Genomic DNA, 26,691 nt, shown 5'->3' with positions numbered 1-26,691 from the left:
GAGTGAACCGTGGACCGCGCAGTCAGCAATTTGCCGTCGAAACCGCCGAACATCGTGTGGATCTCGACGCACGATATCAACCCCGATCTTGGCTGCTACCAGGGCGTTTGGCCGGGCGCCGAGTACGCGGTGACGCCGAACCTGGACCGGCTTGCCGCCGAGGGTGCCCGTTATGACAACGCGTTCGCCTCCGCGCCGGTGTGCGCCCCGGCCCGCTCAGCGATCATGACCGGTTGTTTTCCCACGGCGATCGGAACGATGCACATGCGGACCAAGGCGGTGCCGCCGCCGTACATCCGGCTTCTGCCCGAATACTTCAGGCAGGCAGGCTACTACTGCACCAACAACTGGTTCACGGATTTCCAGGTGGCCACCCCGCCCACCGTATTTGATGAGTGCAGCAGCACCGCGCACTGGCGCAACCGACCTGACCGCGAGACTCCTTTCTTCGCCGCGTTCCACGGCATGACCACCCACGAGTCGCGCATCTACCATGCCGACGACGCCTTCGCGGAAGCCACCCGGAACGTCCCGCCGGAAGCCAGGCACCATCCGGATGATGCACCCCTTCCGCCGTATTATCCGGACACTCCCGTCTTCCGACGGGCATGGGCGCGGTACAGCGATCTCATCACCGAGATGGACCACTGGGTTGGCGGACTCCTGGATCAGCTGGAGGAGGACGGGCTGAGCGAATCCACCATGGTGGTGTTCTGGAGCGACCACGGCCGCGGCATGCCGCGGGCCAAGCGCTGGCCGAATGAGGCGGGGCTCCGCGAACCGCTGATCGTCCGCTGGCCCGGGGTGATCCGGCCCGGGACAGTCCGGACGGAGCTCGTCCACACCATGGATCTGGCCCCCACCATGCTGACAGCCAGCGGACTGCCTGTCCCGGAACACATGCACGGCAACGCGCTTTTCGACGGCGACGGGCAGTTCGGCGAAGAACCCAACCGGTTCGTCTTCGCCGGACGGGACCGCATGGACGAATCCGAGGACACTTCCCGGACCGTTCGGGACTCCCGGTACCGCTACATCCGGCATTACCACCCGGACCGTTCCGGAATGGAGCACCTGCGGTACACAGACCCGCTCCCTACGTGGATCGAGTTCCGGGACCTGGCGTGCCGTGAGGCAGGCCAGCTGGAGCTCGGACTGGAACCGGACCTGCTCACCGATCTGCAGCGCTCGGTTGTGGCTGCCCGGCGGCCGGCGGAAGAACTGTACGACGTCGCGGCCGATCCACACGAGACGGTTAACCTGGCCGGCCGCCCGGAGCACGAGTCCGATCTACAGCGGCTGCGCCTGGCGCTCCGGGACTGGCAGGAAGAATACGGTGACCTGGGACTGCAACCCGAAGCTGACCTGATCGAACAGTGGAGGCCAGGCGGCAGGGGTCGCCTGACGGAAGAACCCGAGGTTTCATTGAACGCAGAGGGATGGCTGGTGGCCCGCTGCACCACCGACGGCGCATCCATCGGCTGGACCCTCGATCCCCCCAGCAGCGACGTGCCAAGGCGAAGCCCGTTGGACGAAATGACGGGCGCTCCGGAGAACGACGGACGCCGCTGGAACCTGTATACCGGGCCGTTTCACGCGCCGGAAGGAACCGAGGTCTGGGTCCGTGCCTGGCGGCTGGGATTCGAACCGAGCCCCGAGGCCGGCACCATCTTCACTCGACCATGAAGACGTCGAGCCGCACTTCGTCGGGGAGCCGGATCCCCGAGGCAATGAAGATGCGCGTGCCCAGCCAGGACCACTGCCCGCCGGCGGAGAACCGGGGCGTGGAGCGGAAATAGATCCGTTCCGGATCCACATGAACACCTGCAACCAGCGCGGCTATGTCCTCGGGTGACCCGGTGCGGATGCCGACGTTGCTCACGTAGATCCGGTCACCCTGGTCCGTCGCCAGGACGTACTTGGCTTCCAGCTCAGTGGTGCTGGGCGTCCGTAGGAGCTGGAAATCAGCTCCGGCCGGAAGCACTGTGCCCGTCAGCTCCGGGCCGGAAAATTCTCCCCAGACTATAGGAATGACCCGGCGGACACCCTCCGAGGTCTCCCCCACCTCGATGGCCGGACCCACCCGCACCCTGATCGAGGTGAGAAAAGTGCAGGAAGGCGGAGCCGGATGGGTCATCGTGTCCTCAGGTCCGGGTGGGCTTCTCCCACCAGTTGGTGAAGGCCTTCTACGGCGTCGGCCAGGGAAAGCTCCGGCGATTCGGCAACGAAGGGCATCAGGAGCCGGTTTTCCTTATCCAGGTGCACGGCGAAAAGCTCCTCAATGGCCCCACCCGCCACTGCAGCTTTCACCCCCTCCGAGTGACGGAGACGTTCAACAAGCCCCACGATCACCTGATGCTCGGCCAGCATGCCGGCAACCAGAAGGCGGCCTTGTTCAGTCTTCCCGGGGCCCGTGTAGAGCGGGCCCTCTTCTGCGAGGGCATGGGGAACAAGCTCGCGTTCGCACCACGTGACCAGCGCGGTCCGGGAAGAGTCTTCGTCGCCGGAGCGGTCCTCCACAGCCTGGACCAGCGAGGCCACGAGTTGCCGGAGCTCGGCCAACATGCGGGCATGATGATGCTCCACCGCTTCGAGGGCACTTTTCTCGGCTCCCGGGTCCTTCTTCCGTATCTGATGCATGGCTTCTCTCCTGTCTCTTGATCCTCAGTGGATTGTTTCTGAATGACTGCCGCCGGTCAGGCCTCAACGTCCCGGCGGCGGAATCCCATCACCGCCAGGACCAGCAGAACCAGGGCAGTTCCGACGGAAACGGCAAGGCTCACGCCATCGACTCCGTGACGCAAGGGATCATGGCCGATGTACTGGTAAAAGGGGGAAAACTTCTGGATGCCTTCAAGCCAGTCAACCAGGGGCGCGAGGCCATTGACCACGTAGGCGACAACGGCCAACACGGCAGGTAACCCGCGGCTGGTCCCGGTCCGTCCCGTGGAGGCGGATAAGGCCAGCGCCAGGGCGCCGAACACTACGCCGAGCAGCGCAAGGTGCAACATGGTGGCGGCCACCATGCCCACATCAAGCTCAAGGTCAGCGAATCTCCCCTCGAAGACCAGTGCCAGGCCGGTGACAGCCGCCAGCAGGAAGGTTCCGGCAGCCATCGCCACAAATTTGTCCAGGACCACCCTTGTCCTGCTGACCGGGTTCGAAAGCAACAGGTCCAGTGTGTGCTTGTCCTCCTCCCCGCCGATAGCCCCGGCGCCTGTGCCAACCGCATACAGCAGGACGGCGATGGGTCCCATGAAGGAGAGCAGCTCCACCTGGACGTAGCCGGTGGGAGTGGACATGTCCGCACCCGAGGAGGCGAACAGCGAGCGGAATGCCTCAGGCAGCTGGTCAAGGAAATCGCCCATGGAAGGCTGATCCCGAACAGTGGGCCAGAACGCGACGTACATGGCGACAAGCAACGCCAGGGACACGCACCACCCGATCAGGCTTCGTGTCTGGTCGCGCAGTGTCTTGGACAGGACACTAGTGAGCATCGGCGTCGTTCTTCCTGTCGTAGTCGGAGCCGTAGTAGCCCAGGAAAGTCTCTTCCAGCGGAGCTTCCGCGCACTCGAAGTCCACCACCTGATGCCTGCTGACGGTTTTCAGCAGCGCATCCAGTGACGACTGAGGGGCGCTGCACGAGAGGGACCGGGCGGTCACGGCCAGGTCCCGGAGTCCGGTGAGGCCCGCATAATCGGCGGCGGAGATGTCCTCGGCGAAAGTGGCGCGCACCCGGTGCAGCGACCTGGCGGCAAGCTCCTGCAGCCGCTCCACCGCCACCAGGCGGCCCCCACGTACCACCCCGATCCTGTCCGCTACACGTTCCACCTCGCCCAGTACGTGGGATGAGAGCAGGACGGCTCCGCCTCCGGCAGTGTGTTCCCGCAGGAGGGAATGGAACGTCTGCTGCACGAGGGGATCCATGCCTGCCGTGGGTTCGTCGAGTACCAGGAGAGGGGGGCCTGACATCATTGCCAGAACCACAGCAAGCTTCTGCCTGTTTCCCCGCGACAGCGTCCTGGCCGGATGGTCAAGGTCCAGGTCGAGCCGATCGGCCAGTTCTTCGGCCCGGTGTTTTTCCTTGCTCTTCCCGTCCTTGCGTCGGCGGAGTGAGGAACAGAAAGTCACATGCTGGTGCCCGGTAAGGCGGTCATAGAGTGCTGGCTCGCCGGGGACATAGCCCACCACCCTGTGAACCTCAACCGGCCGGTGCCAACAGTCCAGGCCCAGGACTTCAGACTTGCCGGAGGTGGGCCGCAGCATTCCCATCAGGAGGCGGATCGTTGTGGTCTTGCCGGCCCCGTTGGGCCCGAGGTAGCCGAAGACCTCCCCCGGGACGATGGTGAGGCTGACGCCGTCGAGCGCGGTGGTTTTCCCGAAGCGTTTCCTCAGGTCGGTAAGCCGCACCATGGCGTCCGCGCACATAAGTTCAGTATCGTGTCCGGCGGGGGCAGCGTGCAGAGGCTTTCGACCCGCTGCGCTGGGACCGGCAGCATCGGCCACCCACATGCTGCCGCCGAGACGGCCGGTGCCGGATGAAGGCTTTCAACCAATGGAATAACGGCTCACTTTCGGCCGACGGATAAGCCATGCTCTTCCCAGGACCCGATCCGGGCGAAGCACAGGAAAGAAGGAAGCAATGACCCTCAGCGTTGAGGAAATGAACGGGCAACTCCCCGTGGCCAACACCCTGCCGGGCGAGGCCGTCCCCTACTACATGGCTTCAGGGGAGGGCGCCCGCTACGAGGTCAACGGCCAGCTGGTAACCGTCATTGCCCGGGCAGCCGACACCGGCGGGATCTTCAGTGCCGCCTACATATCCGGCGGCATGGGCGCAGAGTCACCGTTCGTCACCCACAAAATCGAGCACAAGACCCTTTATGTCTTCGACGGCATCCTCCACGTCTGGCTGCCGGGCGAGAGCCGCATCCTCACGCCAGGGGATTCGGTGGTCATTCCGCCGGGAACGCCCCACGCCTACCGGATGGCCAGCCATTACACACGTTTCCTGAACTGGATGACCCCGGGCGGCGCTGAGGCTTACTACGAACGCGTGGGCACCCCCATTGACTCCCATGTCCCGCCCGTCCGCGCTGGCCACAAAGCCAGTTTCCAGCAGCAGGCGGAAGTCGGCGCCGAGTTCGGGATCACGTTCCCGGATGTCGAGCGCGTCCAGCCAACCCTGCAGCAGAACGCCGGACTGCCCGCGACGCAGAGCCCGTACTTCCTCAGCGCCGGTGAAGGCGAACGCCTGGCCAGCTACCAGACCATGTTTACGTACCTCTCAAGGCCGGCGAACACGGGATCGAACTATTTCGCGGTGCACACCAAGGGCGCCAAATCGCCGTACATCCCGCTGCACTTCCACTCCGAGCACACCGAAAACTTCCTCTGCACCGAGGGCCGGATGTGGCTGTACGCGAACGGCCGGGAGATGCTACTGACCAAGGGCGACTTTGTCCACGCCCCGGCCGGCACCATCCACTCGTTCGCCCTGGACTCGCACAACACCCAGATGGTGGGCTTCCTGACGCCGTCGGTCTTCAACGGGTTCTTTGAGTACTTCAACAAGCCCACCGAGGACTACATGTACACCGAAGGCGGCACGCCGTTCATGGACATGGAAGGCTTCGGCCGGGCACAGGCGGAGATGGACCTCACCGTCGTCGGCCCTCCCCCGCAGCGGCGGACAGCGCTGGAAATCTCCTAGCGTTCCCCAGGAAACAGATTGGCCCGGACTTCCGAAAAGGAAGTCCGGGCCTTTCGCTGTGAGTCCCAACGCGGGGTCACTCCCTGCCCGATAAAGTCGATTTATTGGGCCGGGAGTGACCCCGCGTTGCTTTAAGGGGATTGGAATTGCTGGACCAGGGCGCGGCCGTAGTCGTTGCCGTTGGGCGTCCGGACCACGGTGTGCATGTGGAACGGCGCCGGGGTGTCGTTGTCGAGGAAGACGCCGGTGTGGTGGTCGAGTTCCAGGATGACCACGGGACTCTGGATGCGGAAGTAGAAGGGTTCCTCACCCTGCCAGCCGCCGATCCACGAGAACCAGGTCTCGGCGTGGTGCTCCTGGATTTCGCGCCGGCGCGCTGCGCGTGGACCGGCGGGCAGGTAGGCGACGGAGTCCTCCACCACCTTGTCCAGGAACGCCACTGCATCTGCAGGCATCGAACTGACGCGGATGCCTTCGTAGGGAATGACGCGGTTGTCCTGGAAGCAGCCGGCGAGGTGCCGCTCGTCCCCTGGATGCATCCGCCCCTCGGGCATGGCCGGGTCCTGCATGTCTTCGAGCACCACAGCCTCCCGGCGCAATGAGTCCGGCAGCGCCGCCATCAGCCCCCGCGCCCACTGGATGCGCTCCTTGAACACCTTCACACCCTGGTGGGGTCCGGCGTCGATCATATCCGGCTCGGCGCCCAAAAACACCGGTGTGAGGACCAGTTGGGTTCCGGCCACGAGGCAATTGAGGGCAACATGGTGGCCAAAGAGCTGCCAGCCCCAGGGCTCAGTTTCGGAGGGTTCGCCGTAGAGGGCGAAGTTGTAGCTGTACTCGTTCATGAGCAGCGGCAAGTCCACCAGGTCACCCAGGAAGCCGTTGATCCGCATCAGGTTCCGGGCCAGCGCGTAACCGTCTGGGCTCAGGCTCGCTTCCACCACGGCCAGTGCGGTGTCGCGGAGAGAGGGATCCAGTTCGTCCAGGCGCAGCCCGGTATCGTGCTGCATGAATTCCGGATTGGCCCAGCTTTGCCACTCTTGTGCGGTCACCGCGTAGCTCAGCCGGCTGACTTGCTCCGGCGAAGCCAGAGCCAGCAGCTTTTCGGCCGCGGTGACCATTTCCGATGTCGGGGCCTCCTCGCCGGGGCGGGCTTCAGAAAGCGGGAACAGGCCTTCGCGGACGACGCCGTCGCTGGTCACCCCGGTGAAAGGCCGGGGATAGAGCTTTTTCCAGCCTTCGATCATGGGTCCGGCGAAGGGGTCGTCCTTGGCAGCCTCGGCGTAGGAGCGCACGTCCAGTCCGCGGACCGACGCTACGCGCGGATGGTCCGGCGGGTAGAGGTAATCACGAAATGACGGCGTTGACATGGACGTTCTCCTGTATCTCGAATGCTTCGGTACCGGTCCGGACAGCGGGGACGAGGCCGGCTGCAACGAGCAGGGCACGGGCCGCTGCATCGGCGGCGCTCCCCCGCCACGCCACGTGCTGGTCCGGGCGGACCAGCACGGCTTCGGCGGCCCACCACTCGGACATCGGGGTGCCATGACGGTCAGGCCCCACCACCGCGACCGTCAGTGGAATCTGCCGGTCATCCGCCGCTGCCCGAACCTGGGCATACGGGTCGACGGCGGCAGCCGCCTGGGCGCCGGCGTCCACCAGCAGTGTGAAGCCGTCGCCCAGAACGTCGTAGACGGACGTCGAATCGTCCAGCCACGCGTGCGGCAGCACGGCACCCGGGCTGGCGGAGGGCGTGTAGCGGATGGGGTCCTCGGCCGGAACGGGCGAACCGTCCGGGACCACCACCGGCGACGCCGCGTAGCTGTAGCCAAGGACCAGCCCGAGGGAATCGAACTCGCTCCGTTTCACCGCAAGCGCCTCGTAGGCGCGCTCGCGGGCGGCAACCCCGTCTGCACCTTCCAGCTCCAGGGCCGGATCGGCGAAGTGATAGGCCAGCGCCTTGCCGTTGGTGGCGGCGTCGTTGATGGTCCGCTCGGCCACGGGGCGGCGTTCGGCTTCGTAGCTGTCAAGCAGCTCCGGGCCGGCCCACCCGTCAATGGCTGCTGCGATTTTCCAGGCGAGGTTGGCGGCGTCACCGATGCAGGTGTTGAAGCCGTGGCCGCCCCACGGAGGATTCTGGTGGGCCGCGTCGCCCACCAGGAACACGCCGTCGTGCCCGTAGGAGGGGGCGAGCAGCATCCGCGCTGTCCACGGGTCGGTGGCAATGACGTCAACCTCGACGTCGGCCCCCACCAAGGTGCGGACAAGGGCCACCGGATCGTGGTCCGGGGCGCCGCCGTCGCCCAGGGCATCAACGTCCTGCGTACCAGCGCTTTGGGCATCGACGCCCTGGATGATGGCCCACCACGTCTGGTCCAGGTCCATACAGCCGACCATGCCCGCAGCACCCGGTCCGAGGACCCAGTACTGGACGGCCGGGTCCAGGCTGATGGTGCCGGCGAGATCGCGCGACCGGAAGAGAATGCTGATGTTGGACAGTGCCGCGGAGCCGCCCTCAAGCCGCAGCCCCAGGCCGCGCCGGACGGTGGACGAGATGCCGTCAGCCCCTGCCAGGAACGTGCAGTCCACGGTGCGGCGGGCACCCGCGGCATCGGCCACGGTTACGTGATGGCCGGCGCCAGGAGCGGCCCCGGGACCAGCAGCGACGTAGCCCTCCACGCGCAGACCCGTCAGCATCGTGGCGTGCCCAGACGCCGCGACGGCGTCGCGAAGCACGGCCTCCAGCACGGGCTGCGGCACCTGCTGCCCGCATTCGGGCTGTGGTTCATACCTGCCGGTTTCGAGCTGGAAGGCGTTCTCGAAACGGCGCACTTCATGGCCGGTCAGGGACGTGCAGAAAATGATGTCCTGCGCGAACCCCACCGGCAGCGGGGCCGCGTCACGCAGCGCTGTTGCCAGGCCCAGGCGGCGCAGGTGCGTCATCGTGCGGGCATTGGTGGTCTTGGCACGGGGCCGGTCCGGATCGATGGCGGTGCGGGGCTCGATGACGATGCTGCGGATCCCGCGGTGGGCGAGGTCCAGGGCCAGGAACAGTCCGCTGGGCCCGCCCCCGGAGATGAGGACCGGGATCTCCGCCGGCAGGTCCGTCAAACGGGCATCATGGAGGGCAGTCATCAGGCCCTCGCCCGGAGGGAAGGTTCACCGATGGGGGTCACCAGCGTGCCCAGCCGCTCAATCTCGACCTCAACTGTGTCCCCTGCCTGCAGAAGCCACTGCGGGGTGCGGGCATAGCCCACGCCCTCGGGAGTGCCGGTGGCGATGACGTCGCCCGGGTGGAGCGTGAAGGTTTCGCTGATGAGGGAAATGATGGCCGGCACGGAGAAGATCATGTCCCGGGTGTTGCCGTTCTGGACCTCGGTGCCGTTGACGCGTGTCCGCACCTGGAGGCCATCGCGGAGATCGCCTGCCTCGTCGCGGCTGACCAGGGGGCCGAGCGGCCCGGTGAAGTCGCCGTTCTTGCCCAGCGTCCACTGGGATGTCAGCTTCTGGGCCCGCCGGGCCGTCAGGTCGTTGAAGGTGGAGTAGCCGAAGACGGCGTCGGCCGCGGTGGCTTCGTCTGCGGACTCCACGCGCCTGCCGATGTAGGCGGCAACTTCGCCTTCCCAGTCCAGGCCGGCTTCGCCGCCCGGAACGGGGACCGGAACCCGGCCGACGGAGAGCGACGCCGTCCAGCGGCCGAACAGGGTGGGATAGGGCGGAAGGTCCTGGTCCTTGTAGCTGCCCTCGGCCGCATGTGCCTTGTAGTTGAGGCCAACGCAGATCACGCGGGCGGACGCCGGTACCAGCGGCACTTCGGTGACGTCCGCCCGCTCCCGGCCTCCGGCAGTGTCCGCCCTGATGGACAGGGCTTTCTCCTGCCAGCCGTCGGCGTCGGACCAGAAATCCGTCACGGACGCCAGCGGGAAGACCCGCGTGCCGTCCAGGGCCGCGGCCCAGGTGTCGCCGTCGTGGTTAATGCCTATGTACTGCATGGGGGCCTTTCAGGTTCGCCCGCGGGCGGTTGTGGGTAGGAGGGCACGGCAAGGGGAGCCCGGAACGTGGTGCGAAGCGGGCTGTGCCGTGACGGGGTGGTGCGGAAAAATCTAGGGGATGCCGGACTGCCGCCGGAAGAACGAGACCGTGGCAGCGAATGCCTTTTCGGCTGCGGCTGCGCTCCCGTCCGGGAGGGTCCACATGTGGTCCGCGTCCTCGATCAGGAGGAGTTCGACGTCGGCGCCTGAGTCCTTCAGCTTGGCCGCAAGGGTCTCTGACTGGGCCGCCGGGACGAAGCGGTCGGCCGTGCCGTGAACCAGGAGGAAGGGGGGTGCGCCGGGAAGGACGTAGTTGCTGGGGCTGGCTGCGGCGGCCTTCCCGGGTTCCTCAGCCAGGACCGCACCGATCAGAAGCTCCTCGCGGGAGCCGGGATCGCTGGGCCTCGAGACGGCGGTGGGCAGCGCCTGCTCCGCCATGGAGGCCAGGTCGGTGGGCGGGTACCAGGCGGCGACTCCGGCGACGCTGCTGTGGTGCTTGCCGGTGAGACCCACCAGGCTGGCCAGGTGTCCGCCCGCGGAGTCGCCCCACGCGTAGATCCGCGCCGGATCGACCCGGTACTCGGCAGCATGGATCCGCAGCCATTCCACAGCGGCAAGCGCGTCGTTCAGCTGGGCGGGGAAATGCGCTTCCGAACTCAGCCGGTAGTCCGCGGAAACAACCACAAAGCCAGCCTCCGCCAGGGCTTCAAAAGGGTTCAGTCCAAAGCCGTCACACACCGGCCCCAGGGAGGACCGCTCCCCCATCCGCCAGCCACCGCCATGAAAATGGACGACGGCGGGCCGCAGCGTCTTCTGTGCTGCCGGCAGGTACAGGTCCAGCAGGAGCGGGCGGCCGGAGCGGTCCCCCACCCGGGCGAACTCCACGCCCTTCAGCACGTGACCTTCCGTCATCGTTGACTCCCTTGGTTCCTCATTGCGCTGCCGGATCCTCGATGTCCCGGTTTGTTCCTCAAGACTGGCGGATCCGCGGCCGGACCTGAACAGCCTATTCCAATCATTGAAATGGCTTCGCCGCTGCCAGCTCCGCCGCCAGGAAGGACAGGCCACACCGGACCACGGCCATGGCCGCGGAATGATTGAGGTAGCCGTGGGTGGCTCCGCTCTCAAACCGGTATTCCACGGGGATGCCGGCCTGACGCAGGCTGTCCGCGTAGAGCTCTGCGGAGGGGCGCAGATCGTCGTACTCCGCGGCCAGGATGGCAGCGGGCGGCAGCCCTGACGGGTCGGCGTTGCCGGGCACCGCGTAGGAGGACGCCATGGCCACCGGACCTCCGATGTAGTTTTCCAGCATGGCGCGGCAGTCATCGGCCGTGAAACGCAGGAGCCGGGGAAGATCCGAGAGAACCCCGGACGGGTCCTCCAGAGGAGGCAGTACTGCGTGCAGGAGCGGGTAGGCCAGTAGCATCTTCGCCGGCAGCGGTTTGCCGACGTCGTTGAGGTACATGACCGCTCCGACCGCCAGGTTCGCGCCGGCGCTCGCCCCGCCGATGCACAGCTTCGCCGGCAGGACACCAAAATCCCGGGCGTTCGCTGCCGCCCAGAGCCAGACAGCGAGGACATCTTCATGCGGCACCGGAAAGTGCACCCCGTCCCGCGCCAGCCGGTAGTCCACGGAAAATACGACGCCGCCGGTCCGCTCAGCCAGTTCGCGTGCCAGCTGGTCGGCCTCGCGCATGTCCAGGTCGCCGCCGGCAAAGCCGCCGCCGTGCAGCCACACTAAACCGGGAACGCCGCCGTCGATCGCCCCCGGCTGCACCGGGGTGCCGGAGCCGTAAACCCTTACCGGCACGGGTCCGTTGGGTCCGGAGGCGTTCGCCGTGAGGACGGGCACGTCAGGCCGCGAATACGGCAGCCCGCCACCGCTGAAAGCTTCAAGCCGTGCCGGCCCGGACGGATCAGCCACCAGTTCTGCGAACGACCCCGCTCCCGCCACATGCTCCATGACCGCGGCCAGCTCCGGATCCAGGCTCATGGCTGCAGCACCGGCTCAGGGTCCCCGCGGACAGCGCCCACGTGGCCGTCAGCACCGGGGGCGCCGCCGTCCTCAGCTGGACGGAAGGCACAGGCGAAGGAATGCGTTCCGGATCCAACCGACACAGCACCGGAACCGTCCGGCAGAAAGATCGACGCCGTGCAGCCGGCCGGCACAGCCACGTCCAGGGTGAAGTCCTGGCCGTTCAGCTCCCAGCGCACGGAGGCCGCACCGTACGGGGTCTCGTGCCGGGCTTCGGCCCAGTCCAGTCCGCCGCCTGGCCGCGGCCTGACCAGCAGTTTCCGGTATCCCGGTTCAGCCGGTGCCAGGCCGGCGAGGCTGCGGTGCATCCAGTCGGCAACGGCTCCCAGGGCGTAGTGGTTGAAGGACGTCATTTCGCCCTCGTTGATGCTGCCGTCCGGAAGCATGGAGTCCCAGCGTTCCCAGATGGTGGTGGCCCCCATGGTCACCGGGTAGAGCCAGGACGGGCATTCTGTCTGGAGCAGCAGGCGGTAGGCCGCGGTCACATAGCCGTGGTCGGTGAGCGCGTCGCACACCAGGGGGGTTCCCACGAAGCCGGTGGCGATCCGGTAGCCGTCGGCCTCGACAGCCGCGGCCAGCCCGGCCGCAGCCAATGCTTCCTCCCCGCGCTCCAGCAGGCCGAAAGTCAGAGCCACGGCGTAGGCCGTCTGGGTGGGCGGGTTGAGCCGGCCGCCGTCGCCAATGTAGCGCTCGCGGAACACCGCGGAGGCCCGCTGCGAGAGCTCGCGCAGGCCGGCGGAATCCTCGCCCAGCAGCTCCGCGGACTCGGCGGCAATGCGGGCCGAGTAGGCAAGGTACGCCTGCGCGACCAGCTGCCACGGCGTCAGCGCATCACCCGGCTTGTCCGGCGGCGCCGCCGGGTCGAGCCAGTCACCGAACTGGAAGCCATGTTCAAAGCGGAGCTCCGGCCCGGCCGCACCTGCGGCCGCCTCCAGCCAAGCGGTCATTCCCGGCAACTGGCGGCGCAGGAACTCCAGGTCACCGCTGCGCTGGTACATCACCCACGGCACCAGGACGGCGGCGTCGCCCCACGCGGCCATGACCGGGCGGACGGGGAACGGCGGCTTGTCGAACGTCACTTCCGGGACCACCAGCGGCGGCGGACCGTCGGTACCCTGTTCCGCGGCCATGTCCTTGAGCCATGACGTGGTGAACCCCGGAATCCGGTACAGGAAGGAGGCTGTGGCCGCGAAAATCTGAAAGTCCCCGGTCCAGCCGAGGCGTTCGTTGCGCTGCGGGCAGTCGGTGGGCACGTCCACAAAGTTCCCGCGCATGCCCCAGACCACGTTGGAGTGCAGCTGGTTCAGCATGGGATCCGAGCATTCGAACGTGCCGGTGCGGACCAGGTCTGAGTGAATCACGACGGCGGTGAAGGCTTCCGGGTCAACGTCGCCGGGCCAGCCGCTCACCTCGACATAACGGAAACCGTGGATGGTGAACTCGGGCTCCCAGGTCTCGCCATCCGCGGCGCCGTTGAGGACGTAGACGTCCGTCTGCTTGGCTTCGCGGAGCGGCCGGACGCCCAGTTCCCCGTGTTCGAGGACCTCGGCGTGCCGAAGCGTGACCTCCGTGCCGGCGGGTCCCTTGACCGTGATCCGGACCCTGCCCACCAGGTTCTGGCCGAAGTCCAGGATGGTCTTGCCGGACGGCGAGGCCAGCACCGCAGCGACGGCCCGTTCCTCTGTGGCGCGGACGGGTGGACCGTCGGGGGCCACCAGGACGGCGGCGTCGAAAGCCTCGGTTTCAACAGGATGCAACCCGGCAGAACCGTCCGTGCCGGCACCGGCCCAGCCGCCGTCCTCAAGCCGTGCATCGTAGGTCTCGCCGACATAGAGGTCTGCGGCCACAATCGGGCTGCGGCCGGCCAACCAGTCGCTGTCCGTTCCGAGGACGGTGACATTGCCGCCGCCGTCGGTCATTTCAAGCTGTGCGAGCACGGCGGTGCGGTCGTGGTACGTATTGCGCTTGCCCTGAAAGCCCAGATAGCCGCGCCACCAGCCGTCAGCGACTTCCAGGCCGATGACGTTTGTGCCTGGCTGCAGGTAATCGGTGACGTCGTAGGTCTGGTATCGCAGGCGGTGGTGGTAGCTGGTCCAGCCCGGGGCCAGGATGTCTCGGCCCACACGCCGGCCGTTGATCGAGGCGACATAAACGCCATGGGCGCTGGCGTAGAGGCGGGCCGAGGCCACGGGGCCGCTTACCTCGAACGTCCGGCTCAGGCGTGCCGCCGGTTCGATCGATTCGCTGGCCTCGTCCCAGGCCGGCCGGATCATGGCAGCCTGCCAGTCCTCGGGGTTCAGGAGTCCGGCCTCGACGTAGGCGACAGGGCTCCAGGCGGAGGGCCCGTCGTCGTCCGTTCCCCAGACCCGCACGCGGGCGGCGACGCGCTGCCGGCTGGTCAGTGGCGGCGCCGGCCACTCCTGCAGGAACTGCTCGGCGGAGGCTGTCCGGCCGTAGCTGACCAGAGTGCCTTCGTCAGCGCCGAGTTCGAGCTCGTAGGCAGTCTGGACCCACCCGGAAGTGTCTGTGCTGACCTGCCAGGACAACCGCGGCCGGTCCTCGCCGATGCCGAAGGGCTCCTCGTGGTGTTCAAAGCGGACGGCTGAGGGTGTGGTGGTCATCGGGTGGCTCCAGAAGTTGCGGTGGGGGCGGCGGTGGTCAGCGACAGGCCATGACCGTAGCGGAAGACAGGGTTTTCGGTGTCGAACGGAACATCTTCCCGGGATGCCTCGACGGCGGCCATGGAGCGGGGCAGATCGAACGGCAGTTTGCCTTCCGGCATTGCCTGGCCCGTGAGGACATCCATGAGGGCATCTGCGTCAGAGCCGAAGTTGGCCAGCAGCGCGGCGGCATGCTCCGCCAGTTCGGGGATGACAGCCGGCCGTTCCAGGTTGATGTCGATGATGGTGGGGACGGTGCGGCAGATGGCGGTGAGCCGTTCCACTTCCTGCGGGGCGAACGCAAGATTGCCGCAGTGGAAGAAGGACTCCAAAAATCCTGTTCCGCGGATTTCGAAGGGGGTTTGGAGCCGAAGAATCGCGAGGTCCGCCTGTTCGGCCGTAGCCACCACGCAGAACGCCGGGCCGAGGTCCTCAGCTGAGATCCCTTCCGCGTACACATTGATTGGCTCCGCAGTGCTCAGCGGCAGGATCGGAACGCCGTCGAACTCCTGGTTCGTCAGCAGCGTGTAGGAGCGGCGCTGCATTGCCCTGCCTGCGGCCTTGAACTCGGGTGTGCCCACCGCGGAGTCTGCCGCAGCGGCGTCCACAAACGGGTTCTCGAAGAGGCCCAGGAGGAACTTTTCGGCCAGGATCTTGCGGACGGAGGTATCCAGGCGTTCTTCGCTGAGCCGTCCTGCCCGGACAGCTGCGACCATGACCTCCACGCAGTGCTCGCCGCCGAACTGGTCCACGCCGGCATCGAGTGCCTTGAGCATCCTCTGCTCGGGGGTGAGGTGCTCCACGCCCCAGGCCCGGGCGGGGAAGACGCGGCCAAGGATTTCACCATCCGTAAGTATCCCCCAGTCGGTGCAGACCACGCCCTGGAAGCCGAGCTCCGTTCGGAGCAGGTCGGTGAGGATGCCCTTGTTGAAGGCGAAGCCGACTTCCTCGTGCGCGGTGCCCACAGGCATACCGTAGTAGGGCATCATCTGGCGGCTGCCCGCGGCGATGGCGGCACGGAAGGGCAGCAGGTGGTAGTCAAAGTTGCCGCCCGGGTAGACCTGTTCCCGGCCGTAGCTGAAGTGCGGGTCCTCGCCGTTGAGCTGGGGTCCGCCACCCGGGAAGTGCTTGGTCATGGTGGAGACCGAAGCCGGCCCGAACGCTTCCGTTTGGAAGCCGCGGACGTATGCGCCCACCAGTGTGGCCGCCATCTCGGCGGACTCGCCAAAGGTCATGCCGCCGCGGGACCAGCGCGGTTCGGTGAAGACATCCACCTGCGGGTGCAGCGCGGAGCGGATTCCGACGGCGAGGTACTCCTGCCGGGCGATGTCCGCGAACTCCTCGACGGCGCCAGGATCGCCGACAGCTGCGAAACCCAGGGCTTCGGGCCATTGCGAAAACGGGCCGGCAAACGCCGCTGCGCCGGGATTGTCCGTGTAGGCGTGGCGTGGATCGGTGGACAGCGTTACGGGAATGCCGGGCCCGGTGGCCAACGCGATCTCCTGGAGGCTGTTGTGCCATTCCGCCAGGTCCCGGGCGTTGAGGGCTGCGCCGAGAATGTTGAAGTGGTTGAGGCGGCGCTTTCCAATCAGCTCGTGGGCAGGACCGGTGCCGGCAGCGTAGGGCAGGATGTCATGGAACATCAGGCCTGCCTTGTCTTCCAGGGACAACCGGGACAGCAGGTCCGCCACACGCCGGGCTACCGGCAGGGCCGCGTCCTGGAACGGGAAACGAGGGGTGTTGGGAGTCAACGTCGGCTCAATTCGTCAAGAAGGAGAAGATTCGGGGCTTACCCCAGCGTGCCGGGGATGGCGAAGGGGCAGCTAGCGGACTTTCATTGGCTGGAAGTGTGTGTCCGCGGCGAGAGTTCGCGGGTGAAATAGTCGACGGCGGTGCGGAGGATCCCGTCCAGCTGGTCCTCTGCGAAGAAGAAGCAGTGGTCTCCACCTTCGACTGTGATGAGGTCGTTTCGCACGCCGGCGTTTGTGAGTGCGTCGGACAGGAGTTCGCTCTGTGACAACGGGACCAGACCATCGCTGTCCCCGTGGATCAGCAGGTACGGCGGTGCCCCGGCCGTGATGTAGCCCAGCGGGCTGGCGGCGGCGAGCAAGGCCGGATCGGCGATGCCGCCCACCAGCATGGGTCCCGGTTCGGTGGACATGCCCGGCGGAACGGCGGCCATCAGGGGGCCGGACATCAGCCCGGGCGGCGTGTTCATGGGCGGCATGTCCGGCAGCGAGGACACTCCGTAAAAGTCGACAACGGCACTGACGGCGCTGGACTGCCCCTGTACACCGAGGCCGCCCTCGAGGTCAGCGCGGTCGCCGGTGAGTCCGAGCAAGGCTGCCAGATGCCCGCCGGCCGATTCGCCCCAGGCGCCGATCCGTCCCGGGTCGATGCCCAGGGCGCCTGCGTGGCCGCGAAGGTAGCGGACGGCGGCTTTGATGTCGTGCAGCTGGGCAGGGAAGGGCGCTTCCAGGGCATGCCGGTAGTCCACGGTGGCGCAGGCTATGCCGGCCTCGTTCAGGAGCCGGAACACGGAGTCCGGGGCGAAGGTGGGTGGAAGTTCGCGGCGGTCACCCAGCTGGAATGCCCCGCCGTGGATCCACACCACCAAGGGAACCGGCCCGTTTGCCTCCCGCGGAAGCCAGATGTCCATGGCCAGCCGGCGGAAGCCGACGGCGATCGCGTAGCTGACTTCGCGGTGCACCAGGGAGTGCCCGGACACTTCCTCGGGATCGCCCAGCGGTCCGAAAGCGGGAAACGGCGGCGGCGCCGGCCTCCTTCGTGGGCTCTCCGTGGTGGCAGTGGTCTCCGGCGTCATAGTGCACTCCTTGCGAGGTCAGTAAATGTCAGTGCGCCCGTTGCCGGGGCGGGGGCGGGGGCGATGAAGGTGTGGGTGCCGGGCCCGACGGCGGTGGCCCGCTCGCCGGGCAACCTGACTTCCGCGGTGGTGCCGGACGGTACGGTGGCGGTGAGCGTCAGCACGCCGTCGTCGGTTATCCAGTCCACCTCGAGGAGGCCCTGCGGACCCCGGTGAGAGGTGCTGGCGGACGTCAGACCGGCACCGGGGCGGGGTTCGATGATGACGTCCCCCCAGCCTGCACTGCCGGCGGCCTGGCGCAGTCCGGCGGTGTACCGGTGCAGGAAGGAGACAACGGCGCCCTTGCTGTAATGGTTGAGCGATTGGCGCGCAGATCCATCGGCGGCAATGCCGTCCCAGGCTTCCCACATGGTGGTGGCACCGCGGTCCACCATCACCAGCCAGGACGGTTCGGAGTCCTGCATCAGCAGTTCGTAGGCGAGGTCCACATAACCGTTGTCAGCCAGAACAGGCAGAAGGTACGGCGTGGAGAGGAAGCCGGTGCCGAGGTGGGTACCCGCGTCCCTGATCAGCTCGACCAGTTGGCGGGTGACCGCGGCCTTTGCGGTGTCCGGCAGGAGGTCGAAGGCCAGGGCGCGGACGAAGTTGGCCTGTGTGCCGCATTCGACCGTTCCGTCTGCCATCAGGTATTCCTGCTCCCACGCATGGCGGACGTTCTCCGAGAGCTCCGCCAGCTCAAGAGCTGCTGCATCCTTGCCCAGGATGTCGGCAATCTTGGCGAGGATGGCGGCGGAGTGCCGGTAATACGCGGTGGCCACGATCCCGTTATCTGCTGATTTTGAAGCGAAGAGGTCCGGCGCAGGTCCGCCCGGCTCCATCCATTCCCCGAAGTGGAAGCCGGTGTCCCAGAGGTATTGCTCATGCGGGGCAGGCGTTGCGCGCGCGGCAGCCCTGGCCGGGTGCCGGTTCCCCTCCGCAGTGCCCCGGACGAACCCGAGCCACCGGTTCATCGCTTCCCAGTTCTCTTCCAGGATGCCGGGGTCCCCGGTGGCAAGGTGGATCTCCCAGGGCACCATCACGATGGCATCGCCCCAGCCGGAAGATCCGTTGGTGAAAGCCATGAAGTCTGCACTGATGATGTCGGGCCCGGGTGAGGGTGAGATGTTCGCGATCACCCCGTTCTCCCATTGGTCGGCCCGGACATCGTTGAGCCACTTCCGGGTGAAGCCTGCCACGTCGAACAGGTAGGCGGCCGTGGGCACGAACAGCTGCCAGTCGCCGGTCCAGCCGGCTTTTTCGCGTTGCGGGCAGTCTGTGGGGACCTCGCAGGCGTTGTCCCGGAAGCTCCACTCCACGATGTCGTGCAGTGTGTTCAGCCGGGTGTCGCTGCAGCTGAAGGTGCCCATTTGTTCCAGGTCGGTCTGGACCATGCAGCCCACGATGTCCGCCGGAAGCAGGTCCTCGGCAAGTCCCTGGACGGAGACGTACTGGAAGCCATGGAGGGTGTGGCGGGGCTCGAAAACTTCACCGGCGGCGCCGGACGCAATGACCTCATCCACCTGCCCGGCGGCAAGGAAATGCCCGGGGTTTTTGAAGTCGACGGGGCGCAGATGGTCCTGGCTGACGTCGCCGCCGGAGCCCAGGGCCTCGCCGTAAACCAGGGTGACCTTGTGGCCGGGGGCGCCGAGCCTGGACAGCCGGACCCAGCCGTTGATGTTCTGGCCCAGGTCCACCACCTGGTTGCCGTTGGGCAGGCGCCTGATGCTGACGGGGTCCAGCTCCTCCACGATCCGGGTGGGCGGAGCCACCGGGCCACTGAGGGTATCGAAGCTGCCTTCCCGCGGAACGGCGTGGCCGGAGACGCCTGCGTCACGCAGCAGGCGGAAGTCCACGTGCTGGCCGGCCATCAGATCCGCGGCGGCAATCTCCGTTGGAGAAACCAGCCACGATTCGTCGGTGCCGATTACCGTCCGGGCTCCCCCGGACTCAAGTTCCACCTGAACCAGGAGCGCAGTCTGCATCCCGTACATGTCGACGTCGCGGGTGAACCCGAAGGTGCCGCGGTACCAGCCGTCCGTCAGGACAGCCCTGACAGTGTTGGTGCCGGCACGAAGGAAGGGGGTGACATCGAACGCCTGTACCTGCAGAGTGCTGTGGTAGCTCGTGGAGCCGGGGGTCAGCTCCTGGTCCCCCACGCGCCGGCCGTTGACGAACAGCTCATAGATACCGTGCGCGGTGGCATAGGCCCGCGCGGACTCAGGAACGGCGTCGAGGGTGAAGTCCCGGTGCAGGGCGTAGGCCGGGCGCTCCTCCGGCGCGGGGATGACCGGCTCGTCCGGCCCGATCCACTTGGCGGACCAGTCTTCGGGGCGGAGAAGTCCGATCTCCACGGCCAACGGCTCGGACCAGGCGGACGCAATCCCGGTGCCGTCCGGCGAACGGTCCCACGTCCTGACCTTCCACTCGAACCGGTCCCGGGACCCCAGGTCCGGCCCGGTGTAAGGGACGTAGCTGTGGCCAGCTGACTCCACCCGGCCGGTGTCCCAGCCGTTGCTGGCGGTCAGCTGGTAGGCAGTCTGCCGGACAGTGCCCAGCGGCGGCGTCCAGCATAAGCGCGGTGCGGTGTTGGTGATGCCGAAGGCGTGGCTGAGGTTGTCGGTCCGGAGGCGGGTGGGCTGGTGCAAGGGGGTTCCGTTCAGGCGTAGTGGCAGGCGACGTCGGACTGGCCCACCGTGCGCAGCGCCGGGCGTTCGGCGGCGCAAAGCCCGGTGGCCAGGGGGCAGCGCTGCCGGAACGGGCAGCCGCCGGGCGTCGCGGAAACAGAGGAAGCCGTCCGCACGCCCATGGATTCCCGGAGGTTCCTCCGCTCGGCCTGTTCGGCAGGGCGGGGCACCGGCGAGGCAGCCACGAGCGCCTGCGAGAACGGGTGCTTGGGTGATTCGGTCACGGCCGCGACAGGTCCGCTTTCCATGACCTGTCCGCGGTAAAGGACCACCACACGCTGGGCCAGGAACTGGACCACGGAGATGTCGTGCGCGATGAACAGGTAGCTTAGGCCGCGTTCGTCCCGCAGGTCGGCCAGGAGGTTGAGCACCTGGGCCTGGGTGGAGAGGTCCAGGGCGCTGACAGCTTCGTCGCAGACCACAAGTTTGGGTTCGCAGATCAATGCCCTGGCCACGGCGATACGCTGGCGCTGGCCGCCGGAGAACTGGCTGGGGTAGCGGTCCACGGCGTCGCGCGGCAGGCCCACGCGTTCCAGCATGGCCTCGGCCTTGGACCGGGCTTCGCCGCCTGAGACGCCGCGGAGGCGCAGCGGCTCTGCCAATGAGGCGCCGATGGTCTGGCGCGGGTTGAGCGATGAGTTGGGGTCCTGGAAGACGGCCCGCAGTTCCCCGCCGAGGGCGCGGCGCTCGGCTGCGCCTGCGTGCGTGATGTCCTTGCCCTGGTAACTGATGGTCCCGCCGGCCGTCTTCTGCAGGCCCAGGATGGCTTTGCCGATGGTGGACTTTCCGGAGCCGGACTCCCCCACCAGGCCCACGGTCTCGCCGGGCCGGATGGTGAAGCTGACCCCGTCGACGGCGGCCGGAGCGGCTGCGGCCTTGCGGCCGCGGCCATAGCGGACCACCAGGTCCCTTACCTCGAGCATGGGTCCGTCCAGGACGGCGTCGGGTGCTTCCTGCCGGGAATGGGTCGCGATGCTCATGCCATGTCCTTTTCAACAATGTTCAACGGTTCAACCCGGTGCAGAGGTGTGGGGGTGATGTCCAGCAGGCGCTGGGTGGGGACCTCGGTAGCCACCCATTCCAGGCCTTCGATGGCCAGTTCGTCGGCCTTGACGCAGCGGACCAGTCCTTCATCCGAACCGGAGGGCAGCAGCGGTACAGGGGCGGCGCAGGCTGAGCCGGCGAACTGGCAGCGGGCCATGAAACGGCAGCCGGAGGGCCAGTCCTTGGGCTGTGGAACCTGGCCGCTGATGGTGGCCAGCCGTTCGGGCATGTCTGCTGCGTTATTGGCGTGCGGATCTGCGGCCAGAAGTGCCAGCGTGTAGGGGTGCCGGGGGTTGTCCAGGATGGTGGTGGTCTTGCCGTTCTCCACCACCTGGCCCGCGTACATGACGGCCACGTGGTCACAGATGTCGGCCACCACGCCGAGGTCGTGGGTCACCATGACCACGGACATCCCGGTGTCCTTCACCAGGGACCGCAGCAGCGACAGGATTTCGGCCTGGACAGTCACGTCAAGGGCGGTGGTGGGCTCATCGGCCACCAGCAGGCGTGGGCTGCCGGAGAGTGCCAGGGCGATGGCGACGCGCTGGGCCATGCCGCCGGAGATCTGGTGCGGGTAGGTCTTGAGGATGCGGGCGGCATCCACAATGCCCACCTTTTCCAGCAGGCTGAGGGCTTCCTTCCGGGCCTCGGCCTTGCCCAGTTTGCGGAGCCGCCGGATGGCGGAAGTGAGCTGGTAGCCCACGGTGAACATGGGGTCCAGCGCCCGCATGGGTTCCTGGGAGATCAGGGCGATTTCACGGCCGCGGATGGCTTCCATCCCGCTGTCGGAGGCGGCGGCGAGGTTCTTGCCGTTCCAGAGGATCTGACCACCGGTAGCAACCACCCCGGAGGGCAGGAGACCCAGCAGCGACAGTGCGGTCATGGTCTTGCCGCAGCCGGACTCTCCCACGAGGCCCAGCACGGTTCCCTGCTCGACGTCGAAGGAGACATCCGTGACCAGGCGGGGGCCGCCGTCGACCCCTACCGACAGGCCGCGGACGCTGAGCTGGCCCTGCGCAGGTGAGACGTCCGCGACATCAACAACGGGGGCAGCCCCGACGGCGGCGACAGCTTTGGCTCGCTGACGGCGGGCTGCAGCGGACGGAAGGTGTGAGGCGGTGGCGTTGGGCGCCTTGCCCAGGGCATTGCCGATGGCGTTGGCGGCGAGGACTGTAAGGGCCAGCACGGCGCCGGTGGGGACCATCATCCAGGGCGCGTCGTAGACGTGCTGGGACGCACCCTGGATCATGCCACCCCAGCTGGGCTGCGGGATGGGCGGCCCGAAGCCGATGAAGGCCAGGCCGGCCTGGATGAGCATGCCGACGGCGAAGATCAGGGCGGACTGGACAACTATGGTGTTGGTCAGTCCGGGCAGGACGTGGCGCAGGCTGATGCCCAAGGTACTGACGCCGTCCACCTTTGCTGCGTCCACGTAGAGCTGGGACTGCAGGGACTTGGCCTGGCCCAGGATCACGCGGTAAATGCCGGCCGAGATGAGGATGCCAAGGATCGCCATGATCACCGGGATGTTGGTTCCCACGGCGCCGATGACGGCCAGGATGATCACGGTGCCGGGCACCGACATCATGATTTCGGTGATGCGGCTGATGACGCCTTCAACCCTGTCGCCCAGGGCGGCCGCGGCCATCGCAAGGATGGTTCCAAGTCCCACGGAGACGAGCACCGTGATGAAGGACGTGCCCAGGGTGCCGGCCGCTGCGGCAAAGATGCGGCTGAGCAGGTCCCGTCCCAACTCGTCCGTGCCCAGCCAGTGGGCAGCAGTGGGGCCGGAGAGCACGGCGGTGAAATCCTGGTCCTCCGTCTTGAACGGAAGCCACCAGGGCGCGGTCAGCGAGGCGGCAACCAATGCCGCCAGCCACACCACACCGGCCACGCCGCCTGGAGAGGCGAAGAGGCGGTGGGCCGAAAGCTTGGTGATGGCAGCCTTGGGGCCGGACTTGGGCACGGCGGCCGCTGCGGCAGTGCTGTCAGCCGGCGCGGGGGCAACATTGGGAATCATGAGGCACGCAACTTCGGGTCGAGGAACTTGGTGGCCAGTTCGAGTACCAGGTTCACGGCCACCACCACCACAGTGGCTATGACCACGACGCCCTGAACGGAAGGGGCGTCATGGGTGCTGACGGAACTCTGGACTGCCTGGCCAAGGCCGGGCATGGCGAACAGTTGCTCCGCAATGACCGAGCCGCCGAACAGGCCGATGAACTGGAGCGCGATGCCGGCCACGATGGGCAGGCTGGCGTAGCGCAGGGCATGCACGTAGAGGATCTTCCACGTGGGGGTGGCCGTGGCACGCAGGGTGCGGATGTGTTCCTGCTGCAGCGCTTCGAGCATGGAAGCCCTGGTCTGGCGGGCGATGAATGCTGCACCGCCAACAGCGATGGTGATCACCGGCAAGGCCAGGGATAGAGCCCAGTCCTGCGGGGACACCTCGAAGGGAACGTACCCTGTGGCCGGGAAGACGGAGGACTGGACTGCGAAGAGGTAGACGAAAATAATGCCGATCCAGAAGGCGGGAAGCGCCACGGCGAGGCCGCAGGTGCCGCCTATGATCCGGTCCGCTGCGCCGCCCCGTACCGCTGCTGTGACGCCGAGGGCGATGCCCAGCACGGCGCTCAGGACGGTACCGCCGGCCGCCAGCGAAGCGGTCACAGGCAACCTGCTCGCCAGGTCATCGGAGACTGAACGGCCATCGATCAGGGAGATCCCCAGGTCGCCGTGTACAGCGTCCCCGAGCCAGCGGACAAACTGCGTCAGGAGCGGATCATTCCAGCCGAGACGGGCATTGACCTCGTCGATCGCTTCCTGGGAAGCGCCGGCTCCGAGCGATACCGCGCCGGGGCTGCCGGGCATTGCGTGCACCAGCAGAAATGCCAGCACCGCGACCACCAGCACGGTGGCCAACGCCATCAGCAGGCGTTTGGTGATGAATAGTGCCATGTTGACCTCCATCGGTCAGAACGTTCCGGGCGGCCTGGCCCGCGTTGGGGCGGCCGCCCGGAACGGTTCGGGTATTAGCTGGCCGGCGCGTAGGAAGAGAGCAGCGGGTATGCGTTGGTACCGGCGAACTCCACCTGCTTGATCTTCTTGGTGTTGTAGCCCTGGTTAGTGAGGGCTTCATAGAGCGGGATCATCCAGCCGGACTCGACCAGACGGGTGTTGAGCTTGGTGAGGGCGGTCTTCCTGGCGGCATCGTCCTTCGCGGCTGCGGCTTCGCCCGTGGCTGCGCTCAACTGCTCGTCGGTGGCCTTCTGGACGTTGGTGAAGCCGCTGAGGATGGCGCCGTACATGACGCCTACCGGGTTGTCCCAGTTCAGCGGGGCGTAGCCGAGCGGGGTGGTGGCTACGGCGGCGAACGCTTCATCGGTGGAAGCGGCCATCTTGACGTTCATGGTGATTCCGACCGCGGCAAGGTCCTTCTGGACCGCTTGCAGGTCAGTCTGGGTCTGGGCGCCCGCGATGATGGTGAATTCGAAGCCGTTGGCGTAGCCGGCCTCAGCCAACAGGCTCTTGGCCTTCTCCGGGTCGTAGGCGAACTTCGTTTCCAGATCCTGAGTGAAGCCTGCGGAATCCTTGGGCAGGGCGTTCCAGGCCGGGATGTCACCCTTGTGCAGCGCGTCCACGAGAGCCTTGCGGTTGATGGCGTGCTGGATGGCCTGGCGGACCTTTTCCTGGGCGAACGCCGGGGCGGTCTTGCCGATCTTGTCGAAGGAGATCATGGTGTTGACGGTGCCGCCGATCTGGGACACGCCTACTCCCTTGGACTTGGCGAAGTCCACAGTGTTTGACGTCAGCATGGCAACGTCCGCCTGGCCTGAAACCAAAGCATTGGCACGGGCCTGGGGGTCAAGGACAACGCTGAAGATGACCTTGCTGAACGGGTACTTTGAGGCGTCCGGGTTCTTGTCGTTCTTCACCATCACGTACTTGTTGCCCTTCACCGTGGAAGGGTCAATGATGTAGGGCCCGGAGCCGGCTGGAGTCGCAGCCAAGCTGGCCGTATCGGTGACGCCCGCCTTGCCGACGATCATGCCGGTGGTGGAGGCCAGGTTCTTCTCGAACCCCGGCTGTGCCTTGGCGAAGGTCAGGGATACTTTGGTGGGGCTGACAACGTCCACGGAGGTGATCTCCTGGGCGCCGCCCTTGGCTACTGCGGAGTAAGCGCTCAAGGCCGGATCGGACCGGCGGTCCAGGTTTGCCTTCACCAGTTCGGCGTCCAGCTTTGAACCGTCTGTGAAGGTCACGCCTTCCTTGAGGGTGAGCGTCAGGACCGTGTTATCAGCGTTGTATTCAAAAGCACTGGCCAGGCCCGGAGCTGCGGAGCCGTCAGCCTTGAGCACCATCAGGCTGTCATAGAGGCCTTCGAAGAACTGCCGCTGGGCAGCCGACACGCGCAAGGGGTCGTAGCCGAACGACGCCGAGTCGCTGTCGATGGCGAGGGTCAGGGTGCTGGTGTCAGCTTTGGCGGCCGTCTGGCTGGTTCCGCCGCCGCAGGCGGTCAGGGAGCCAAGGACGAGGGCCCCGGCCAGAACGGCCGCGCTCCGTCGTGCGGGGGAGGTCAGGAGTTTCATGTGCGCCTTCGCATTCGTGATGGGAATCGTGAGTAGGTCCGGGACCGGCGGCCCGTCCGGTCGGCTGTGACCGTTACGGGCCGATCCGTCGGTGCCCTCTCGTCAGATGGCCCCGGTAACCGGCTTCTTCAACAATCGCCGGAACGGGTACCGGCTCCCCACGCGAATTTCATTGGTTGAAACAGTATTGTGGTGGGGATCACCTGACACGAATGGCAAAGGAGTACCGGCGTGACGGTTGAAGTTAAAGGGGACGCGGCAAAACCGCAGCGCGGCAAGCGCCCCAAGCAGGGCGAACCGGTGATTGACCGGGCGCTGAGCCTCCTCGCAGTGTTCAGCGACCGCCGTCGTGCGTTGACTCTTTCTGAAATGGCACGGCTGGCTGAAATGCCTGCACCCACAGCGCTGCGGCTGATCGCCAGGCTGGTGGAGTGGGGTGCGCTGGAACGCCTTGACGACGGCCGGTACGTGGTGGGAGTCCGGCTCTGGGAAGTCGCCTCACTCTCCCCCCGCGGCCACGGCGTGCGCGAGATTGCCCTCCCCTACCTGGAGGACCTCTTTGCCGTGACCCGCCACCACGTCCTGCTGGCCGTCCGGGACAAGAACGAGGCCGTCATCATCGAGCGCCTGTCATCAAAGCAGGCCACAGAGGTGGCCTACCGTGTTGGTGGGCGTGCGCCGTTGAGATCGACGGCGGTGGGCCTGGTTCTGCTCGCGGGGGCGGACGCAGGGTTCCAGGAGGCGGTCATCAGGCAGCCTCCGGACATGGAATCGGGCGTGGACGCCATGCCTGAAGGACAGTTGCGGCGGACGCTCTCCGACGTCAGGCGAACCGGCGTCGCGATGATCCGCAGGTCTGCGCCGTCCCGGACTGTTTCTGTTGCTTCGCCGATATTTGATGCGCAGGGCGCGGTCGTGGCCGCGCTGTCCATCGTGGTGCCCGATGGCGCCACTCCCCCTAACGTGCTGGCACCCGCGGTCCAGGCCACGGCCAGGGCGGTATCGCGAAACCTCGGCTACAACAGCGGACCGAGCGACAGCGTGAGCATGCGGGCGTAGTGCCCCGCCGGCC

The 26,691-nt window shown here is 66.8% G+C and carries 20 protein-coding genes; 3 read left to right on the top strand and 17 right to left on the bottom strand.

Translation table 11 applies throughout. The features are described from left to right. The first annotated feature begins 9 nt into the window (after positions 1-9). The gene (locus ACS5PJ_RS00295; RefSeq protein WP_439432952.1) at positions 10-1,686 is read left to right on the top strand and encodes a sulfatase family protein; all 1,677 of its coding nucleotides are present in this window, start codon (positions 10-12) and stop codon (positions 1,684-1,686) included. On the opposite strand, the gene ACS5PJ_RS00290 is transcribed toward ACS5PJ_RS00295, so the two are convergent. The 4 genes from ACS5PJ_RS00290 to ACS5PJ_RS00275 are packed head-to-tail and all read right to left on the bottom strand — an operon-like array spanning position 1,673 to position 4,428. Beyond that, positions 1,673-2,137, bottom strand: a complete 465-nt coding sequence (locus ACS5PJ_RS00290) for a DUF3237 domain-containing protein (protein WP_439432951.1) — start codon at positions 2,135-2,137, stop codon at positions 1,673-1,675. The two genes, ACS5PJ_RS00295 and ACS5PJ_RS00290, sit on opposite strands and share 14 nt — an antisense overlap. Continuing rightward, positions 2,134-2,640, bottom strand: a complete 507-nt coding sequence (locus tag ACS5PJ_RS00285; RefSeq protein WP_439432950.1) for a hemerythrin domain-containing protein — start codon at positions 2,638-2,640, stop codon at positions 2,134-2,136. The genes ACS5PJ_RS00290 and ACS5PJ_RS00285 overlap by 4 nt, the downstream gene beginning before the upstream one ends. A 56-nt stretch (positions 2,641-2,696) precedes the next feature. Next, positions 2,697-3,497 (bottom strand): DUF2705 family protein, encoded by an 801-nt coding sequence (locus tag ACS5PJ_RS00280; protein WP_439432949.1) that lies wholly within the window; start codon positions 3,495-3,497, stop codon positions 2,697-2,699. Next, positions 3,487-4,428 (bottom strand): ABC transporter ATP-binding protein, encoded by a 942-nt coding sequence (locus ACS5PJ_RS00275; protein WP_439432948.1) that lies wholly within the window; start codon positions 4,426-4,428, stop codon positions 3,487-3,489. Before ACS5PJ_RS00275 ends, ACS5PJ_RS00280 begins: the two co-directional genes overlap by 11 nt. 214 nt (positions 4,429-4,642) lie before the next feature. Between ACS5PJ_RS00275 and ACS5PJ_RS00270 the strand changes: the two genes are divergently transcribed. After that, positions 4,643-5,713: a quercetin 2,3-dioxygenase gene (locus ACS5PJ_RS00270; RefSeq protein WP_439432947.1), complete on the top strand. Its 1,071-nt coding sequence runs from the start codon at positions 4,643-4,645 to the stop codon at positions 5,711-5,713. Positions 5,714-5,844: 131 nt separating this feature from the next. Here ACS5PJ_RS00270 and ACS5PJ_RS00265 read toward each other — a convergent pair whose 3' ends face one another. The 13 genes from ACS5PJ_RS00265 to ACS5PJ_RS00205 form a co-directional block, all read right to left on the bottom strand. Then, on the bottom strand, positions 5,845-7,083 hold the full coding sequence (locus ACS5PJ_RS00265) for a DUF3500 domain-containing protein (protein ID WP_439432946.1): 1,239 nt from the start codon (positions 7,081-7,083) through the stop codon (positions 5,845-5,847). Next, positions 7,061-8,848, bottom strand: coding sequence for an FAD-dependent monooxygenase (locus tag ACS5PJ_RS00260; RefSeq protein WP_439432945.1), 1,788 nt, complete (start codon positions 8,846-8,848; stop codon positions 7,061-7,063). The genes ACS5PJ_RS00265 and ACS5PJ_RS00260 overlap by 23 nt, the downstream gene beginning before the upstream one ends. After that, a complete protein-coding gene (locus ACS5PJ_RS00255) occupies positions 8,848-9,705 on the bottom strand; it encodes a fumarylacetoacetate hydrolase family protein (protein WP_439432944.1) in 858 nt (285 codons plus the stop codon). Before ACS5PJ_RS00255 ends, ACS5PJ_RS00260 begins: the two co-directional genes overlap by 1 nt. Before the next feature lie 111 nt (positions 9,706-9,816). After that, complete coding sequence (locus ACS5PJ_RS00250; protein WP_439432943.1) at positions 9,817-10,656, bottom strand: alpha/beta hydrolase fold domain-containing protein; 840 nt, start codon at positions 10,654-10,656, stop codon at positions 9,817-9,819. A 103-nt stretch (positions 10,657-10,759) separates the two neighbouring features. Next, positions 10,760-11,737, bottom strand: coding sequence for an alpha/beta hydrolase (locus ACS5PJ_RS00245; RefSeq protein WP_439432942.1), 978 nt, complete (start codon positions 11,735-11,737; stop codon positions 10,760-10,762). Then, complete coding sequence (locus ACS5PJ_RS00240) at positions 11,734-14,400, bottom strand: glycoside hydrolase family 78 protein (RefSeq protein ID WP_439432941.1); 2,667 nt, start codon at positions 14,398-14,400, stop codon at positions 11,734-11,736. The genes ACS5PJ_RS00245 and ACS5PJ_RS00240 overlap by 4 nt, the downstream gene beginning before the upstream one ends. Next, positions 14,397-16,190, bottom strand: a complete 1,794-nt coding sequence (locus ACS5PJ_RS00235) for a glycoside hydrolase family 3 protein (RefSeq protein WP_439432940.1) — start codon at positions 16,188-16,190, stop codon at positions 14,397-14,399. The genes ACS5PJ_RS00240 and ACS5PJ_RS00235 overlap by 4 nt, the downstream gene beginning before the upstream one ends. A gap of 83 nt (positions 16,191-16,273) precedes the next feature. Then, on the bottom strand, positions 16,274-17,263 hold the full coding sequence (locus ACS5PJ_RS00230) for an alpha/beta hydrolase fold domain-containing protein (protein ID WP_439432939.1): 990 nt from the start codon (positions 17,261-17,263) through the stop codon (positions 16,274-16,276). Further along, positions 17,260-19,947, bottom strand: coding sequence for an alpha-L-rhamnosidase (locus ACS5PJ_RS00225; protein ID WP_439432938.1), 2,688 nt, complete (start codon positions 19,945-19,947; stop codon positions 17,260-17,262). Before ACS5PJ_RS00225 ends, ACS5PJ_RS00230 begins: the two co-directional genes overlap by 4 nt. An 11-nt stretch (positions 19,948-19,958) precedes the next feature. After that, the gene (locus ACS5PJ_RS00220; protein WP_439432937.1) at positions 19,959-20,966 is read right to left on the bottom strand and encodes an oligopeptide/dipeptide ABC transporter ATP-binding protein; all 1,008 of its coding nucleotides are present in this window, start codon (positions 20,964-20,966) and stop codon (positions 19,959-19,961) included. Further along, a complete protein-coding gene (locus ACS5PJ_RS00215; RefSeq protein WP_439432936.1) occupies positions 20,963-23,050 on the bottom strand; it encodes a dipeptide/oligopeptide/nickel ABC transporter permease/ATP-binding protein in 2,088 nt (695 codons plus the stop codon). Before ACS5PJ_RS00215 ends, ACS5PJ_RS00220 begins: the two co-directional genes overlap by 4 nt. After that, on the bottom strand, positions 23,047-24,000 hold the full coding sequence (locus ACS5PJ_RS00210) for an ABC transporter permease (RefSeq protein ID WP_439432935.1): 954 nt from the start codon (positions 23,998-24,000) through the stop codon (positions 23,047-23,049). The genes ACS5PJ_RS00215 and ACS5PJ_RS00210 overlap by 4 nt, the downstream gene beginning before the upstream one ends. A gap of 62 nt (positions 24,001-24,062) precedes the next feature. Further along, positions 24,063-25,619: an ABC transporter substrate-binding protein gene (locus tag ACS5PJ_RS00205; protein ID WP_439432934.1), complete on the bottom strand. Its 1,557-nt coding sequence runs from the start codon at positions 25,617-25,619 to the stop codon at positions 24,063-24,065. Between the two features lie 231 nt (positions 25,620-25,850). On the opposite strand from ACS5PJ_RS00205, the gene ACS5PJ_RS00200 reads away from it, so the two are divergent. Beyond that, on the top strand, positions 25,851-26,678 hold the full coding sequence (locus ACS5PJ_RS00200; protein WP_439432933.1) for an IclR family transcriptional regulator: 828 nt from the start codon (positions 25,851-25,853) through the stop codon (positions 26,676-26,678). Positions 26,679-26,691: the final 13 nt, after the last annotated feature.

It is taken from the genome of Pseudarthrobacter cremeus (assembly GCF_051857465.1).
Classification (GTDB): domain Bacteria; phylum Actinomycetota; class Actinomycetes; order Actinomycetales; family Micrococcaceae; genus Arthrobacter.
This window is presented reverse-complemented; position numbering and strand designations above follow the sequence as displayed.

Excerpts from the sequence above, each read along its gene's own strand:
- ACS5PJ_RS00290 (WP_439432951.1), bottom strand. The coding sequence starts at position 2,137 with ATGACCCATCCGGCTCCGCCTTCCTGCACTTTTCTCACCTCGATCAGG.
- ACS5PJ_RS00285 (WP_439432950.1), bottom strand. The coding sequence starts at position 2,640 with ATGCATCAGATACGGAAGAAGGACCCGGGAGCCGAGAAAAGTGCCCTC.
- ACS5PJ_RS00280 (WP_439432949.1), bottom strand. The coding sequence starts at position 3,497 with ATGCTCACTAGTGTCCTGTCCAAGACACTGCGCGACCAGACACGAAGC.
- ACS5PJ_RS00275 (WP_439432948.1), bottom strand. The coding sequence starts at position 4,428 with ATGTGCGCGGACGCCATGGTGCGGCTTACCGACCTGAGGAAACGCTTC.
- ACS5PJ_RS00270 (WP_439432947.1), top strand. The coding sequence starts at position 4,643 with ATGACCCTCAGCGTTGAGGAAATGAACGGGCAACTCCCCGTGGCCAAC.
- ACS5PJ_RS00265 (WP_439432946.1), bottom strand. The coding sequence starts at position 7,083 with ATGTCAACGCCGTCATTTCGTGATTACCTCTACCCGCCGGACCATCCG.
- ACS5PJ_RS00260 (WP_439432945.1), bottom strand. The coding sequence starts at position 8,848 with ATGACTGCCCTCCATGATGCCCGTTTGACGGACCTGCCGGCGGAGATC.
- ACS5PJ_RS00255 (WP_439432944.1), bottom strand. The coding sequence starts at position 9,705 with ATGCAGTACATAGGCATTAACCACGACGGCGACACCTGGGCCGCGGCC.
- ACS5PJ_RS00250 (WP_439432943.1), bottom strand. The coding sequence starts at position 10,656 with ATGACGGAAGGTCACGTGCTGAAGGGCGTGGAGTTCGCCCGGGTGGGG.
- ACS5PJ_RS00245 (WP_439432942.1), bottom strand. The coding sequence starts at position 11,737 with ATGAGCCTGGATCCGGAGCTGGCCGCGGTCATGGAGCATGTGGCGGGA.
- ACS5PJ_RS00240 (WP_439432941.1), bottom strand. The coding sequence starts at position 14,400 with ATGACCACCACACCCTCAGCCGTCCGCTTTGAACACCACGAGGAGCCC.
- ACS5PJ_RS00230 (WP_439432939.1), bottom strand. The coding sequence starts at position 17,263 with ATGACGCCGGAGACCACTGCCACCACGGAGAGCCCACGAAGGAGGCCG.
- ACS5PJ_RS00220 (WP_439432937.1), bottom strand. The coding sequence starts at position 20,966 with ATGAGCATCGCGACCCATTCCCGGCAGGAAGCACCCGACGCCGTCCTG.
- ACS5PJ_RS00215 (WP_439432936.1), bottom strand. The coding sequence starts at position 23,050 with ATGATTCCCAATGTTGCCCCCGCGCCGGCTGACAGCACTGCCGCAGCG.
- ACS5PJ_RS00210 (WP_439432935.1), bottom strand. The coding sequence starts at position 24,000 with ATGGAGGTCAACATGGCACTATTCATCACCAAACGCCTGCTGATGGCG.
- ACS5PJ_RS00205 (WP_439432934.1), bottom strand. The coding sequence starts at position 25,619 with ATGAAACTCCTGACCTCCCCCGCACGACGGAGCGCGGCCGTTCTGGCC.